The following is a 15,149-nucleotide window of genomic DNA, read 5'->3' on the forward strand; positions in this document are numbered from 1 at the left end:
GTCTCATATACGTAATTGCATGTTAAAAAGGGACAAACAATGAAATTAACCATATATCTATCTCTAACACTTATTTTGATTACGTCAACGATGGGCTGCACGAGTACCCGTTACAGTTCAAGGTTATTAGTTGCACCCCCTACGAAACATATCAATCTCGCACCTACACTGTACAACGTTGCGAAAGTAACAAAGGCATTGACTCCGATTGCTTTACGCTTAATGCAACCCATTGTCGTTGCACCCAAGATCATCATTACAAAATAATGCTACCGCACCCACCATACAAAATAAGCCTTCTGAAAACAGAAGGCTTATAGCGTCAGAGTTTAAATAAACATTAATATGCTAGCTTTTAATTACACTTCTGTTGCTTTGACTCTAAACATAATGGCATAAAGTACAGGAACAATAATGAGAGTCAGGATCGTGGCAAAGGTCAAACCAAAACCTAAGACAACAGACATCGACTTAAAGAATGCATCAAAATAAAGTGGAACAAGACCAAGCACGGTTGTTAGTGCCCCCATCGTTACAGGTCGTACACGACTTGTTGCCGCGTCTACAATCGCGGTGAATCGAGGTTTTCCATCATTGATTTCAAGATCTATTTGATCAACCAGTACAATAGCATTCTTAATCAACAAACCTGAAAGTGAAAGCAACCCAAGAATACCCATAAATTCGAGAGGCATCCCTGCAGAAAGTAAACCAATAACGACTCCAATGATAGCAAGTGGAACCACCATCCATATCACAAGTGGTTGACGAACCGAACCAAATAATACGAAAACGATAATCACCATCGCCGCAAACCCATAAGGTAAGGTTGAGCCTATGTTTTCATTTGATTCTTTTGAGTCTCTATACTCCCCACCCCATTCAAGAGTGTAACCAGTCGGCAATTCAATCGCCTCGATTTTATCCGATAATCGATTGAGTAGAACTGATGCCAATACACCTGGTTTTGGATCCGCTTCCGCTTTAATTCGCCATATACGATTATCACGTTTCATCCGTCCATCACGCCAAATTGTTTTGAACCCATCAACAACTTGTCTCAGAGGTACAATATTCCCTGTCGTTGAACTGATAACCTGGATATTATAAATATCATCTGGGTTCTCAAATTCGGAATCTGGTGACGTTGATATAATAGGAATAATATCTTCACCATCGCGGTAGGAACCAATTTGTCGCCCTGAATATGCTGTTTTTATAGCAAGAGCTACATCTTGAATCGTGACACCAGCACGTTTTGCTTTAACTTTAGACAAAATAGGCTCAAGTACACTCACTTGATCACGCCAATCATCCTTTATCGAAATCGCATCACTATCGCGGTGCATGATAGCTTTTGCTTCATTTGCAAGACGACGAAGAACCTTGGGATCAGGACCAAAAAACTCAGCTTGGATTTTTGAACCACCACCTGGACCTAGCTGGAATTGCCATACTTTAGCTTGAGCATCTGGAAATTCAGTATCAATATGTCGCTGAACTTTCGTGATTTTATCTCGAATAGTTTGGTAATCATCCACTTTAACCAACAATTGTGCATAAGACGAATTTGGTGATTGTGGAGAATAAACCAGCATATAACGCAATCCACCCGCACCTACGGAGGTCTGAATAGTATTAACGCCTGGTAGTGATTCTACATATTTAGCAACTTTCTTGATTTCTTTATCAGTTTGGTTGATTGATGTACTTTCTGGCAGCCAAAAATCAACAACAAATTGTGGTGTCGTTGAAGCAGCAAAGAAGCCATCTTTCACGAAGCCAAAACCGTATAAAGCCGACATAAACATCGCGACAACAACAGCCGAGACCTTCCAGCGATGATTAAGCATCGTGCGCATGAGCTTTTTATAACTAAGCGTCAGTCGCCCTTCTTTTTGAATAGCGAAACTGTCATCAGTCTTGAAGATCGAGTAACAAAGCAGCGGTGTTATTGTGATTGCAAACAACCAGCTGAACAGGAGTGAAATTAAAATCACCCAGAATAAGTGACCAGTAAATTCAGCAATGTCACCTGGCGCAAAGCCTATAGGTGCAAAAGCAACGCAGCCAACTAAAGTACCAGCAAGTAGCGGCCATTGAGTTTGCGCGACAATAGATTTTGCAACCTCTAAACGGTTTAAGCCTTTTTTGATTCCTATCAGCATTCCTTCAGCAACAACGATCGCGTTATCAACCATCATACCGAGAGCAATAATTAGAGCCCCAAGAGAAATCCTATGCATTGGAATGCCAGCAAGGTTCATTACCGCTAGCGTTGCCGCAATCGTCAGCAATAAGATCGAACCGATAATAAGCGCTGATCTTATTCCCATAAAAATGAACAAAGTTACAATAACAATTGCCAATGCCATCACAACATTGAGTGCAAAATTATTTATTGACGCTTCTACCGATTCACCTTGGTGGTAATAATTACTGACATCAATACCAAGAGGCCTAACGTTAAGTGTATCTGATATTTTTTTGTTAACTGCTTTACCAACTTCAACAATATTTTCACCACTCGTTGCTGATAGGCCTAAAGCCAAAGCACGATGTCCGTTGAAGTAATAGAGCCTTTCTTCCGGCTTTACAAGCTCTCGTGTGACTTCAGCGACATCACCGAGATAGACCAAGTTACCTAAATCCGAAGTCTTAACTAAAATATCTGATATCGAGTCTACAGAGTTAATCGAACCAGATGGTGAGATTGCGATTCTTCGCTGTGCAACATCAATTTCCCCAGCATTCACTACTAAGTTCTGCGTTTCTAAGCTCTGATATATTGATTGAATGGACACACCAAGGTTAAGCATCCGCTCCCTTGAAAACTTAACATATATGGCTTCATTCGCTTCCCCGCTAATGTCAACCCTTGCAACACCGTTGATTGACATCAAATCATTACGCAGTGTTTTAGCGTAAGTCCTTAATTCAGGTAAAGTGTATTCATCACCATATATGAAAAAATACATCCCGAAGAGATCACCAAAATCATCCGCTACAATTGGGGCAGATGATCCCGTAGGCAGCGTTCCAGAAACATCGGAAACCTTATTTCGCAATTTCCCCCAAACCGCTTGAAGCTCCGACTTATTTTTGGAAAATTTATATTTAATTTCAACTAATATTTCTGACTTTCCAGCTGACGATACAGATTTAACTGATTTAACTTCCGTCATCTGCTGAATGGCACTTTCAATCGGCTCACTTAATTCTTGAGCCACTTCTAAAGGCGTTGCCCCAGGATAATATGTGATGACTTGTGCTTTTCGAATGGTAAACTCAGGATCTTCAAGCCTTGCCATACTCTCGTAAGAACTATAGCCACTTATCAAAGCTAAAATAATAACAATGGCGCAGAGTACTTTATTTCGAATGGAAAACTCAGCTATATTCATTTGGCCTCCCATTCTGATACTTCCATGCCTTCAGACACATATGATGCACCACTGATGATAACTCGGTCACCTAGCTGTAAGCCGCTTGAAACGCCAAGGAACTCGCCAATTCCATCTTTGACATTTACGACAACTTTGTTGGCTCTATTCGATTCATTGTTTACTGTCCAAACGTATCTTTCATCGCCAGAAGATAAGATAGCGCTTGCCGGTATTTGAAAAATGTTTGAATCAGCATCCCCCATTGATTCCATTAATACTGTTGCAGGCATACCAGGTAACACTACAAATTCTTGGGGTGGCACAAATGACATCGTGGTTTCGTAAGACTGGGAGTTTTGATTCGTTTCTAGAGAAATCTCTTCAAACTTGGCATCAATTTTTTTGTCGGTTTGACTCTGAAGAACAACGAAAGCCTTCGTATCTGGCTTTTTATCTAGCGTTCTCAGCGTATCGGCTGGTAGATCAAAGCTTACTTTTAATCGAGTCGTATCTATTAAAGTAATTACTTTCGATGAACCACTCACGCTGTCAAATTGTTCGAAAAACACATCAGAGATAACACCTGAAAAAGGAGCGAATATATTGGTATCGTCTAACGCTTTTTGATCACTATTCAATTTTGCTTTTGCTGAAATCATCACCGATTCCAGTTCATCAAACTGACTCTTAGAGATTACTTTCTTATTGATAAGTGTTTTGGCTCTTTCGAAAGCTTTAAGGGCCTGATTATAAGTAGCCTCAGATGAAGCGAGTTGTATTTTAAAATCTCGGTCATCAATTTTGGCTAATAGATTACCTTCAGCAACAATTTGTCCTTTTTTTGCATTTAAGACTGTCAGTGTACCGCCATTTTTGAATGATAGGTTTGTCGATTTATTTGCTTTAATAGTAGAAGGGAATTCCCACTTTTTGGACTCTGTAGTGCGTTGAATAGTGAACGTTTTGACTGGCCTCACGGTGGACTCTTCAACCTTAACCACTTCTTCAACATCACCACAACCACCTAAGGATATCGCTATCATGAGTAATGGCGTACTAAAAATCAATCCGTTATTCTTTTTCATATAAGCCTCAAATCAGTATTGGTGGCTATGCAATTTACACTTACACAAGTCTATAAAAGGTGAAATTGGCAATAGTTGTTGCTTGTAAGCGATAAAAACCAAAAGCCGAGATACAAAACATCAAAAGGGAGATATAAAATCTCCCTTAAATAAAACGTTAAATATTAAAGATACTTATCTTCAATGATGCCACACATAATGCCTAGCTCTAGTTTGTTGGTGTCATCAAGACGCTTAAACTCCTTCATCTGAGCTTTCTTCATCTGTTTTTTCCACCACTCACCACGAGTTGCTAATTTATATTTACCAATAACAGCAAAATCAGCTTCAGCTTTCTCTGATTTGTTAATTTTACCAGCCAAGTGGCACGCCGTGATTTGCGCAAACGTTTTACCAGCTTTCTCAGGTTTACCTGCATTGGCATTCATCGACACGGCAAGAAGCGCAAGTGCTACAACTATTTTCTTCATTTTATACTCATCATTTATCTAGATCAGAAGATTAAAAAAAGACTTTAAAAGGCAACATCCTTTATTTAAGGGTAAATAATAAACACCTGCCGACATCATAGTCAAATATAATTACAACTTTTAACCGACAATATGAAGTTACCTGCAATTCAAGTCTTTCTTTGCGACTAACAACAATAAATGACGCATTTTAATAACAATTAACCCACGCAAATATTACATAAAGGTTGACAAAACTAAAGTAAATACTCAAGTTCAATCTAAAATAACAGCACCAAACCTTTAATGATAATTCTGCTGGTTTTCGTGTCCTTAATTGAGTGTAAACGGAAAAGAGAAACATTAGGTGACACTGATCGATGTTCAAAATGCAGTCGACCCACTACAAGTAAATATTGCAAACCCTCGCACGTACGACGAGAGTTCCTACAGTATTGAAAGTGTAAATTAATATAAAGACGATACTATTTAGCAAGATGCAATGATAATCTAGATCTAAATGATAATTAATATCCAAAAGGATCCTATGAAAAAACCAACACCAAGTTTGCTCACTGTACTTAAATCAGTCCCAATATCACCGAACATGCAAAGAATTACGCTACAAGGTGAAGCACTTGCGCATTTCCCGAATAACTGCGAGGGAAGTTATATCAAACTCCTATTTACTCAAACTGGAAGCACCGATTTAACAAAGGTTGATGAAAATGAACGACCTGTGATGCGTACTTACACCATTAAGCACTTTTCTCCGCTGCAACGTACTATTGATGTCGATTTTGTACGCCATACCACTGATGATTGTCGCTGTGGTTTCGCTGCTCGATGGGCAATGCATGCAAAAACTGGTGATACCATCAATATTGCAGGCCCGGGAAGTATTAGCAGTTTAAACATAAATGCAGACTGGTTCTTCACGGTTGCCGACATGACAGCATTGCCTGCATTATCAACGAAACTTCGTACTCTTCCTGATGACGCTAAAGGGTATGCCGTCATAAAAGTCATTGAAACCGCAGATATACAAACACTTGATACGCCAACCGGCATAGAGGTTATCTGGCTAGTTGATAATGAAACTCTCACGCCCAAGATCAAATCACTACCATGGTTAACTGGAACAGCCTCTGTTTGGGTTGCTTGTGAGTTTGATACTATGCGAGAGCTACGTGATTACTTCCGCAATGAAAAGAAAGTAGCAAAAGAGAACATTTACATCAGTAGTTATTGGAAGAAAGGTGTCACCGAAGATGGACACAAAGTAATTAAACAGCAAGATGCTAATGAAGCGGGTTAATGACGGTAATTTATAGCATCACCTACCTAAAAGCGGCTAGCTTGAGCCAAAATAACCATGATGCTGATTATTACGAAATATGTACCATGTGAGAACGTGTTATATCATTTCTTCTAGCACACCTTCAGGCTGCCTAAAATACACATTAAACTGTGATTTTGGCAGCGGCTTACTGAACAAATACCCTTGGTAAAAAGCACAACCCGCTTGCTCTAAGTATCGCTTCTGTTCTGATGTCTCTACACCTTCAGCTATAATATTAAATCCAAGTTCTTTGGACATCGATATGATTGTCTTTACAATGCACTGATCATTAGCATCTGACACTAGCTCATTGATAAATGATTTATCGATTTTTAGCTGACTGAGTGGCAATTTTTTAAGGTATTTAAGCGATGAATACCCCGTCCCGAAATCATCCAAAGAGAACTTCACACCACTCTCTCGTAACTCATTCATATGCACAATGGTACTTTCAATATCATCCGCTAGCATGCTTTCCGTTAACTCAAGCTTTAAGCGCCCACTTTGAATATGGTAATCGCTGATTAATTGTTGGATGTGAGCAACAAAATCAAGCTCTTTGAACTGCTTGTAACTCACATTAACAGACAATGTTAAATGATCTTTTGAAGCCTCTTTTTGCCAACGGCTTAGCTCCTCGCAGGCCATTTTTAAAACCATTTTCCCAATAGGAATAATAAGCCCGGTCTTTTCAGCAAGCGGGATAAATTCATTTGGCCCTACCATTCCATTTTCTGGATGAATCCAACGTAACAACCCTTCTGCTCCGATGATGTTGTCATCGTGGTCAACTTGGGGCTGGTAGAATAATTCAAGCTGGTTGTCGCGTACCGCCTTTCTTAATTGAGCTTCCAGCAAAAATTCAGACGCCACATCAATTTGCATTTGAGGATCGAAAACAGAGTAAGTATTTTTTCCTGAGTTTTTAGCCCTATACATCGCAATATCAGCATGTTTGATGAGTTCAGACTCTGAACTCGAGTCATCATCAAATAGGACAATGCCAACACTGACACTACTGTTGTAGATGTACTCTTTAAGCGCATATGGTTTCGACAATATTTCAAGCAGGTGATCAACGGTATTTTCAACCGTAAGATTAGATTTCTCTGTATCAACCCCTAACCCAGACAGTAAAATGACAAATTCATCCCCACCAAAACGAGTCAGCACATCACAAGGCCTAATACTCTGATTAATTCTAGATGCCGTTTCAATGAGCAGGAGATCACCATATTCGTGCCCATGAGCATCATTAATGCTCTTGAAATCATCAATATCCAAAAACAGCAGTGCATGATGGTTATATTCGTATTCTAGGCTATTTAAAGTTTGACGAATTTGACCAAACAACTCCATTCGATTTGGCAACCCCGTCAAGGCATCATGATTAGCCAGACGCAACAGCTCTTTCTCTTTTCGCTTTTCGGAACTGGCGATAGTTCGAATAAGAAAAAAGATAAAGAAATTATAAAGGAGGAAAACACCTGCATTGAGCGCTAAGTGGTCAAAGTAGCTTTGCAACAAATATTTTTTATCGACTTTAGATACAAACCATACTTCAAGAAAAGGATCATAGTGAGCAACGATTTGTAACTTACTACCAGTCCCCTCAGCCTCGTATTCATAAACGGAAAAGTAGTCATCACTGTTAACATTCTCGTTCAGACTTTGGAAATAAGAGTCACTTACCGGCTCACTATAATCGACAACTTCACTTTGGGAACTAAATTGTAGAAATCGATCACTTCGAACAATTTCAATCTTATGATAAGGCGCTAAATCATCATGACCATTAAATATTGGTGTATTATCGAGTCGAATACCCGCAGTCATCACTGCAATAGCATGGGATGCATCTTTCGGGATATAAATCGCTTTACGAATCGGCATCGCTAACGTTATTGAGTCCAGACCATTTATCTCATAATTTTGCCCCGTCGTTATTTTTTTACTATCACGGGCTTGAACGAATGTTTTTCTACTTCCTTCATTGAGCATTAGGTTTGGGACTTTATCAAGATCAAAATTTGAGCTTGCGACAAGTGGTGTTCCATCATAGGCAATAAGCCCTAACCCAATAAAAGCTGGGTTGGTATTCATCGTATGATCAAGTGCAGCATCATGTAATGGCTGTTCTGGAATTTTATGTCGTGCAATAAGCTGAACACCTAAGACATCGAGCAACGACTCTTGGGATTCAAGAAACGCTCGAACAGAGTTGCCGAACAAATCAACATGATTCTTTTGTTTATTAAGTACTGTCTGCTGACTGGATTCCCAACTGGTGTATGACGTATAAAAAAGCAGCATTAAGGATGATATAAAGATGATTGAAAAAATCATCCAGATATTTTTTCTAAGCTGCGCAAATTTTCCCATACCAATACACCAAAGACCTTCAGATTAGCACCTAACATTTTGCTTATCGTACCAGTCGTGAGTACAAAACAAACACACCTTGACACATAACGTGCGGTAACTCACTTTATTATTTCAATGCTTATTATTAAGCTAACTTATGAGTCGATAATCACCCTGCAATATAAAATCCAGAAACATAAAACCAAGCCAATATTCTCAATAGTTTTATCATTGTAGAGAGCTATTCTTACTTGTCACCATACACAAGGTTTCGAGGTTAGCTTTCACTTTCTTGGGGCGGCAATATTTGTGAGTTGGTAAACGCTTCAATCCGTTTATTTACGACAAGTCATTCAGAGTCACTACTTGATTGAGTTTATATTAGGTAAATGTTGAGAACTTGGGAAATGGGCATAAAAAATCCGATAAACAGAGTCTATCGGATTTTTACACATTGATGGGAGCGTTAAATTTCTCTACCGATTAATATCTAAACTGCTCGGCACTAGAGCTCAATGCCCCCTTATTATGCGATTAATCTAACTTAGACTCCGGCTAACGGAATGAAGTAAACTAATGCTGACCAAATCGATACCCATCCGATAATGACGGCAGTATCTAACCAATCTTTATACCACATATTGTCCCCTTGCCTCTTCTGCGATCCACACATACAAAACGCAAATAAAACTGATATAGATAAAGCAAGGTTTGTGCCATAAGAAATGTCGTAAATATCGCCTATTGAGGAGATTCACCCCTGCCGATTGCAATTGATTTGAACTACTTCTGGCAAGAGATCCCTTTTTCATTGAGTTTATCTGGGTAATCCGTCAGCATTTGTTGAAAACAGTCTGCCATTGATAGGTTGGTAATCATACCTTCTTCTTTCATGTCCAGAACCGCCTCATAACCTTCTTTCCCTTTCATGGTATAAGCGGAAGACGTTCCTCGATATAACTTGTTGGAATCAACGGGTTGCCAGCCATATTTAGCGCTGTATATTTTCAGGCTTTCAATACGCTGACCTACCCTCTTATCCGCACAGTAATTAAATGCAAGGTTGTGAGTATAAGGGTAACTGCCTGACCCGGTTCCTTCTACTCCGTTGTTCGTGGCATTATTAATCGCCCCTTCTAACATCAGTTCAATGGTCTTCCCGGATACATCATAAACACCAATTGGTACGGCAAAAGGCAGCAATTTTCCGGCAATGTCGGCAATCGATACATCACCTGCATTGAGGGAGTTTCTGACCCCCCCTGCATTATGTATCGCAAATTCAGCATTCATTCCCCTCTTATTCATGGCATGAACAAAAGATTCAGCAACTAACGGGGCCAGCTCACTTGCCCCCTGCTCATCGGGAATTCGTACATGTCGCAATTTCCTTGGGGTGTAGCTGATGATCTGCTGCTGAAGTTGTCGTACTTTTGGGATGTACTTATCACGCAGAATACTCTGTAACTGCTCGTCTTTTTTACATACCACAACATTAGGGTGATTCCCTAAATAGTCACAAGCAGCAACATGAGCTTCATCAGTTCCCATTTCATTGAGACTTGGATCTAGAAATAGCCGCCTTCCTAATAAAATATCATTCTGGCCGACAAAACGAGTCACATGACCATTCGCATCAAAATCAATCTCACAATGCCCTAAACTTAGCGCATGAAAGCCTGCCTGAACGATGTAAGTATTATCAACTTTAACGCCATATTCATCATCTTTTGCGAGACCGATCCCAGAGAAGTCTCCTTGCAATCTATGGCTATGTCCACCAACAATAATGCTAATGCCTTGAACCTGAGAAGCAAGTTCAAGATCGGCCTCATAGCCTAAATGGCTCAGTAAAATAATTTTATTGATACCTTGAGAGTGGATCTGCTCTACGGTATTTCGCGCGGTTAGAATCGCATTAGCAAAGGGGGTATCAGAATCCGGATTCGCAATGTCGGCCATTTTATCTAAAGACAATCCAAAAATAGCGACGTCTTCATCATCAAAGGTTTTAGTGATGTATTGGGCAGATTGCGTAGCAGGAATATACGAACAAACTCGTTGATTTTGGGCTAATGTAAAGGCTTTATCTTGGTTTTCATTGGATAGATCCCAGTTCCCTGCAAGCAAGGGAAAATCAATACGCTGGGCGAATTGAGCAACAGGTTCATTGCCCATATCCAATTCATGATTGCCTAACGTCATGGCATCAATCTGAAGTCCATTCAATAAATCAGCGTTTGCTTCCCCTTTAAATAGGGAGAAATACAACGTTCCTTGAAAACAGTCACCTGCATGCAAAAAGAGGAAACCTTTTTTCTGCCTATGAGCTTCACTTTTGAGTTGCTGAGCTCTTGTGGAGATTCGAGCAAAACCACCAGCACTCACATACGGCTCTAATACACTACCAGCAATAGGAAGGGTTAACTGTAATGACGTAGGTTCAAAATAAGAATGGGTGTCATTGATATGCGCCAGCGTTATTTTTACTGGTTTGTTCTCTTTTATCATCATCTGTTCTTTCTCAATTATTCCACCCAATACTAAGGGCTGAATCATGACAGAATCGTGAATTTTATGAAACTGGTATGCAAAGAAATTTATCTTCCATATTTGTGGTCTATTTAGAAAAGCGTTCTCATTCGGTTCAAAAGTAGAGAAGCAAAGGCTTAGTTTGATGTAATCAAATACGAAATGTGACACAAAAGCCTACATGCTCTGAATTTATCGATTATGCTAATCATGTGCGATTTATATTCTAAACCTGTTTACATTCATATAATTACCGGGAATAGATTATGGCTTTTCCCGGTATTGATTAGGTTTAATATCAATAAAGATTGAAACCGTCTGCAGGTTCTCGCGTTTTTAAGGAGTGATTCTATGCAATTAGACAGAATCGAAATTTCTGGATTCCGTGGTATTAAGCGCTTGTCGTTAAAATTCGATGAACTCACGACCCTCATTGGGGAAAATACGTGGGGTAAATCTTCTCTCCTCGATGCTCTTTCCGTTGCACTACCAGCAAATGGCGTACTTTATCAATTTGAAATGCAAGACTTTCATGTTGACTATTCGATCTCTCATCCACAAACCCAACATTTACAGATCGTGTTAAGTTTAAAGGCGAATGATAAAAGCGAACTTAAAGCAGGTCGCTATAGAAAACTAAAACCAATTTGGATTGAAGATGAAGATGGTGACTACCGCATCTTCTATCGTATTAGTGCGACTCTCGATCAATACGCCATTGAGACGCACTATATGTTTTTGGATATCGAAGGTAAGCCGCTTAAGCTTCATCACTCCGAGAAGTTAGCTCAAGAGTTAATGACTCTGCACCCTGTGATTCGCCTGCGTGATTCACGTCATTTTGAGCGTCCATTCAATCACACCAATGGCAAGAACGGACGCGTCGAAAAACGTATCGACAACACGTGTCGTCGTTTAATGGCGATCCCAGGGCATGTCAATAAAGGAGAAATGCGCAGCAGCTTAAACTCAATGGAAACCCTGGTTGATCACTACTTTTCTTTTAAAAATCAATCGCGGAAAAATCCAAGAAAACCTCGTGACGGCCTGTTTTTCACAAGCAATACCAATGAGCAGAATGTCACTCAATTCGTTGAAGAGACCAAAAACAAGCAGACTCGCTTGTTGTTTATGGGCTTACTAAATGCCTATTTACAAGCTAAAGGGCCTAACGAACTTCGCCGATGCGCCCGCCCGCTATTAATTATCGAAGATCCAGAAGGTCGATTGCACCCCACCCATCTCTCTAGAGCTTGGGGGTTATTGCAACTACTCCCAATGCAAAAAATTCTTACGACTAACAGTGGCGACTTGCTCGGTTCTGTCCCTCTGCAATCAATTCGCCGTTTAGTCCGGCAGTCCGATAAAACCATCGCGACCAGTTTAATGACCAATAAACTTAGCAAGGATGAGCTGCGTAGAATTGGCTTTCACATTCGCTTTCATCGTACTGGCGCTCTGTTTGCTCGTTGTTGGTTATTGGTTGAAGGTGAAACAGAAGTTTGGTTATTTAACGAACTGGCGAATCAATGTGGCTATAACCTTGCGGCTGAAGGGGTACAAATCATTGAGTTCGCACAGTCTGGTTTAAAATCGTTGATCAAAGTGGCAAAAGCGTTTGGTATCGATTGGCATGTGGTGACGGACGGTGATGCTGCAGGTAAAAAATATGCGGCAACGGTACATTCACAACTAGGGAACGATCAAGAGAGGCATAGGCTTACCGAATTGCCGGAAAAAGACATTGAACACTATCTTTACAATAATGGCTTCGAGCTGTTTTTCAAAGATATGATAAAAATTCCACACGATCACCCGATACCTGCCAAAAAGGTAGTGGCCAGAGTGCTTAAAAAACATGCCAAGCCGGATCTCGCTCTGGCAATCGTTTCTCATTGTGAAGACAAAGGAGTTGAATGTATCCCACTATTACTACGTTGGACACTTAAACGTGTTATCACCATGGCAAACGGTAATACGTAAACTGCTTTGCTATCTCTAATTAATATTGTGAAATCGAAAATAAAACCAGTATTAATTACTGCTATCCAACTATAAAAAATGGCACACCACTACGGTGTGCCATGTATCAAATCATTTGATATACAGATACAAATTAATCGGGGGATTATCAAACTCTATCTACTTAGTTAACCACCCATTGAAATCATGACTGAGTTTCAACAGTTTGTTTGGTAAGAGAAGTCGATTGACTTGATTTTTGATGAAGCCAAAGGCCAGATGCTTTCATTAGGTAACCAAATACGCCACCTAAGATTAAAGATGGGATCACCAGTTGCCAATCTCCACCTGCTGCAAATGTTGCACATGAGCCAATGAATGTCCCTGGAATATATGCCAGCCAAGCTTGTTTCGCTTGAATGCACATAAAGAAAGCAACAATTGCTGTAACGACATAACCTAAGATTTCTAGACCAGCAAACGTTGAACCATGGATAATCACCATCGCCCAAAACACACCACTCATATTCGTTAATAAGCTTTCTATTAAACCTTTTACACCACCCGTTGGGGAAGCGAAATAGCTCGTACAGCCAAGGAAACCCGCCCAAGATAGAAGCCCTAGTGAAATCGCAACCCAACCCCAAAGGCCAGATAGAATTCCGGTAGTTAACGATATAGCAAATAGTGTACTCATATAGCCCTCATTCAAATCATGCGTTACAAAGTATGTAACCGTCTGGATTTGGCATCAGTAAAATCAGAGTAAATAATATCTGATGCCAACCCCAAGACGAGTGATCAAAGTCACAAATGACATGTTGAGACATGCATGTTTTTCATTAAAAGTTTGACGCAACCGATAAAACAACAGAATTACGACATAATGAAATCAAACCGCATTCATAGAATGTATGGTTTTCCTTTCATCATTCTCAATCCCTCACGTTTAATGCATTCCACTAATGGGTTCTCTGCCATGTCTACACGCCAAATAAATGAGAGTGTTCTGTCCATTTTCAATTCAGGTACATTTAATGCGACAAGCTCACCATTATCAATGAAGCGTTCGACATCAAGATAAGGTAAACAAGTTAAGTATTGACCATTGGCAACTAAGCTACGCAGAACTGGCACATGTTCATACTCTCGCCATACATCAAGATCACCAATTAGATGATGAATAGAGCTATCAAAAATATTGCGAGTACCCGATCCATGTTCTCTCAATACCCATTTTGCTTGTTCTAACTGAGCTAAGCTTACTGTGTCACGTTTGGCAAATGGATGATGTGCCGCGGCGACTACGATTAAGTGATCTCGGCACCAGATCTCTTGATGGATTCGATTGTCATCACAACGCCCTTCAATGATTCCCAAGTCATATTTATAATCCAGAACATCTTCGATAACACCCTTGGTACTTTGGACCCCTAGCGTGATCCGCATCTCAGGAAAGTCGTTATCAATAATACTGATAAGGTCTGGCACCAAGTGCTCTGCTGGTGTTTGGCTTGCGCCTAGATTAATTTCGCCACTCAATAAGTGCTGTTCGAAAAAACCCATTTCGATTTGTTGTGCATCCTGAAGAAGACGCTTCGCTTTGGGCCTTAACCATATTCCCCAATGTGTAAGCGCCATTTGCTTCCCTTGCCTTTCAAACAAAGGTCTCCCAAGCATTTTCTCCAATTGAGCGAGTGACATACTGGTTGCAGACTGAGTTAATGCAAGCTTATCGGCGGCCTGGCTAACACTGCCAGAGTCAGATACTGCGTCAAATACCGCGAGTTGCTTTAATGAATAGCGCAAAGTTAGGTCCTTTTACATCTAAACGAGTGGAAATATGCGTTTTTATTACTTCAAACACCCTATCGATAAAACCGATGTCTGAGCAACTAATTGCATTTTACGCATACTTTTATCTATATCAATAAATTTGATACGAATTGTCAGAATTATCAATTTTACCTGTTGACCACTTCCTCATAATCTAAGTGGGAAGCGCAGCAATGGCTACGCTGATTTTAGA

Annotated in this window: 10 protein-coding genes; 3 read left to right on the forward strand and 7 right to left on the reverse strand. The window is 40.1% G+C overall.

The window, feature by feature from the left end:
- Nucleotides 1-39 precede the first annotated feature (39 nt).
- The gene (locus L4C39_RS00975) at nucleotides 40-267 is read left to right on the forward strand and encodes a hypothetical protein (RefSeq protein ID WP_429743905.1); all 228 of its coding nucleotides are present in this window, start codon (nucleotides 40-42) and stop codon (nucleotides 265-267) included.
- 92 nt (nucleotides 268-359) lie between these two features.
- On the opposite strand, the gene L4C39_RS00980 is transcribed toward L4C39_RS00975, so the two are convergent.
- The 3 genes from L4C39_RS00980 to L4C39_RS00990 all read right to left on the reverse strand — a co-directional run bounded on the left by L4C39_RS00980 (nucleotide 360) and on the right by L4C39_RS00990 (nucleotide 4,941).
- Complete coding sequence (locus L4C39_RS00980; protein ID WP_429743907.1) at nucleotides 360-3,404, reverse strand: efflux RND transporter permease subunit; 3,045 nt, start codon at nucleotides 3,402-3,404, stop codon at nucleotides 360-362.
- The gene (locus L4C39_RS00985; RefSeq protein WP_017051214.1) at nucleotides 3,401-4,471 is read right to left on the reverse strand and encodes an efflux RND transporter periplasmic adaptor subunit; all 1,071 of its coding nucleotides are present in this window, start codon (nucleotides 4,469-4,471) and stop codon (nucleotides 3,401-3,403) included. Before L4C39_RS00985 ends, L4C39_RS00980 begins: the two co-directional genes overlap by 4 nt.
- 164 nt (nucleotides 4,472-4,635) lie before the next feature.
- Nucleotides 4,636-4,941, reverse strand: a complete 306-nt coding sequence (locus L4C39_RS00990; protein ID WP_429743910.1) for a hypothetical protein — start codon at nucleotides 4,939-4,941, stop codon at nucleotides 4,636-4,638.
- Nucleotides 4,942-5,467: 526 nt separating this feature from the next.
- Between L4C39_RS00990 and L4C39_RS00995 the strand changes: the two genes are divergently transcribed.
- On the forward strand, nucleotides 5,468-6,238 hold the full coding sequence (locus L4C39_RS00995; RefSeq protein ID WP_429743912.1) for a siderophore-interacting protein: 771 nt from the start codon (nucleotides 5,468-5,470) through the stop codon (nucleotides 6,236-6,238).
- A 99-nt stretch (nucleotides 6,239-6,337) separates the two neighbouring features.
- Here the strand turns inward: L4C39_RS00995 and L4C39_RS01000 are convergent, their stop codons facing one another.
- Nucleotides 6,338-8,644: a putative bifunctional diguanylate cyclase/phosphodiesterase gene (locus L4C39_RS01000; RefSeq protein WP_429743914.1), complete on the reverse strand. Its 2,307-nt coding sequence runs from the start codon at nucleotides 8,642-8,644 to the stop codon at nucleotides 6,338-6,340.
- Nucleotides 8,645-9,409: 765 nt separating this feature from the next.
- The gene (locus L4C39_RS01005; RefSeq protein WP_429744301.1) at nucleotides 9,410-11,137 is read right to left on the reverse strand and encodes a bifunctional metallophosphatase/5'-nucleotidase; all 1,728 of its coding nucleotides are present in this window, start codon (nucleotides 11,135-11,137) and stop codon (nucleotides 9,410-9,412) included.
- A 372-nt stretch (nucleotides 11,138-11,509) separates the two neighbouring features.
- On the opposite strand from L4C39_RS01005, the gene L4C39_RS01010 reads away from it, so the two are divergent.
- Nucleotides 11,510-13,141 carry an ATP-dependent endonuclease gene (locus L4C39_RS01010; protein ID WP_171756348.1) on the forward strand — a complete coding sequence of 544 codons (1,632 nt, stop codon included), beginning with the start codon at nucleotides 11,510-11,512 and terminating at the stop codon, nucleotides 13,139-13,141.
- Nucleotides 13,142-13,325: 184 nt separating this feature from the next.
- Here the strand turns inward: L4C39_RS01010 and L4C39_RS01015 are convergent, their stop codons facing one another.
- Nucleotides 13,326-13,817: a DUF1097 domain-containing protein gene (locus L4C39_RS01015; protein WP_113798003.1), complete on the reverse strand. Its 492-nt coding sequence runs from the start codon at nucleotides 13,815-13,817 to the stop codon at nucleotides 13,326-13,328.
- Nucleotides 13,818-14,023: 206 nt separating this feature from the next.
- Nucleotides 14,024-14,929, reverse strand: coding sequence for a LysR substrate-binding domain-containing protein (locus tag L4C39_RS01020; RefSeq protein ID WP_017051207.1), 906 nt, complete (start codon nucleotides 14,927-14,929; stop codon nucleotides 14,024-14,026).
- Nucleotides 14,930-15,149 lie beyond the last annotated feature (220 nt).

The sequence above is a fragment of the Vibrio clamense genome, from assembly GCF_050337905.1.
Classification (GTDB): Bacteria; Pseudomonadota; Gammaproteobacteria; order Enterobacterales; family Vibrionaceae; genus Vibrio; species Vibrio cortegadensis.

Coding starts and splice junctions, on each gene's coding strand:
- L4C39_RS00975 (WP_429743905.1), top strand. CDS start 40: ATGAAATTAACCATATATCTATCTCTAACACTTATTTTGATTACGTCA.
- L4C39_RS00980 (WP_429743907.1), bottom strand. CDS start 3,404: ATGAATATAGCTGAGTTTTCCATTCGAAATAAAGTACTCTGCGCCATT.
- L4C39_RS00985 (WP_017051214.1), bottom strand. CDS start 4,471: ATGAAAAAGAATAACGGATTGATTTTTAGTACGCCATTACTCATGATA.
- L4C39_RS00990 (WP_429743910.1), bottom strand. CDS start 4,941: ATGAAGAAAATAGTTGTAGCACTTGCGCTTCTTGCCGTGTCGATGAAT.
- L4C39_RS00995 (WP_429743912.1), top strand. CDS start 5,468: ATGAAAAAACCAACACCAAGTTTGCTCACTGTACTTAAATCAGTCCCA.
- L4C39_RS01000 (WP_429743914.1), bottom strand. CDS start 8,644: ATGGGAAAATTTGCGCAGCTTAGAAAAAATATCTGGATGATTTTTTCA.
- L4C39_RS01005 (WP_429744301.1), bottom strand. CDS start 11,137: ATGATAAAAGAGAACAAACCAGTAAAAATAACGCTGGCGCATATCAAT.
- L4C39_RS01010 (WP_171756348.1), top strand. CDS start 11,510: ATGCAATTAGACAGAATCGAAATTTCTGGATTCCGTGGTATTAAGCGC.
- L4C39_RS01015 (WP_113798003.1), bottom strand. CDS start 13,817: ATGAGTACACTATTTGCTATATCGTTAACTACCGGAATTCTATCTGGC.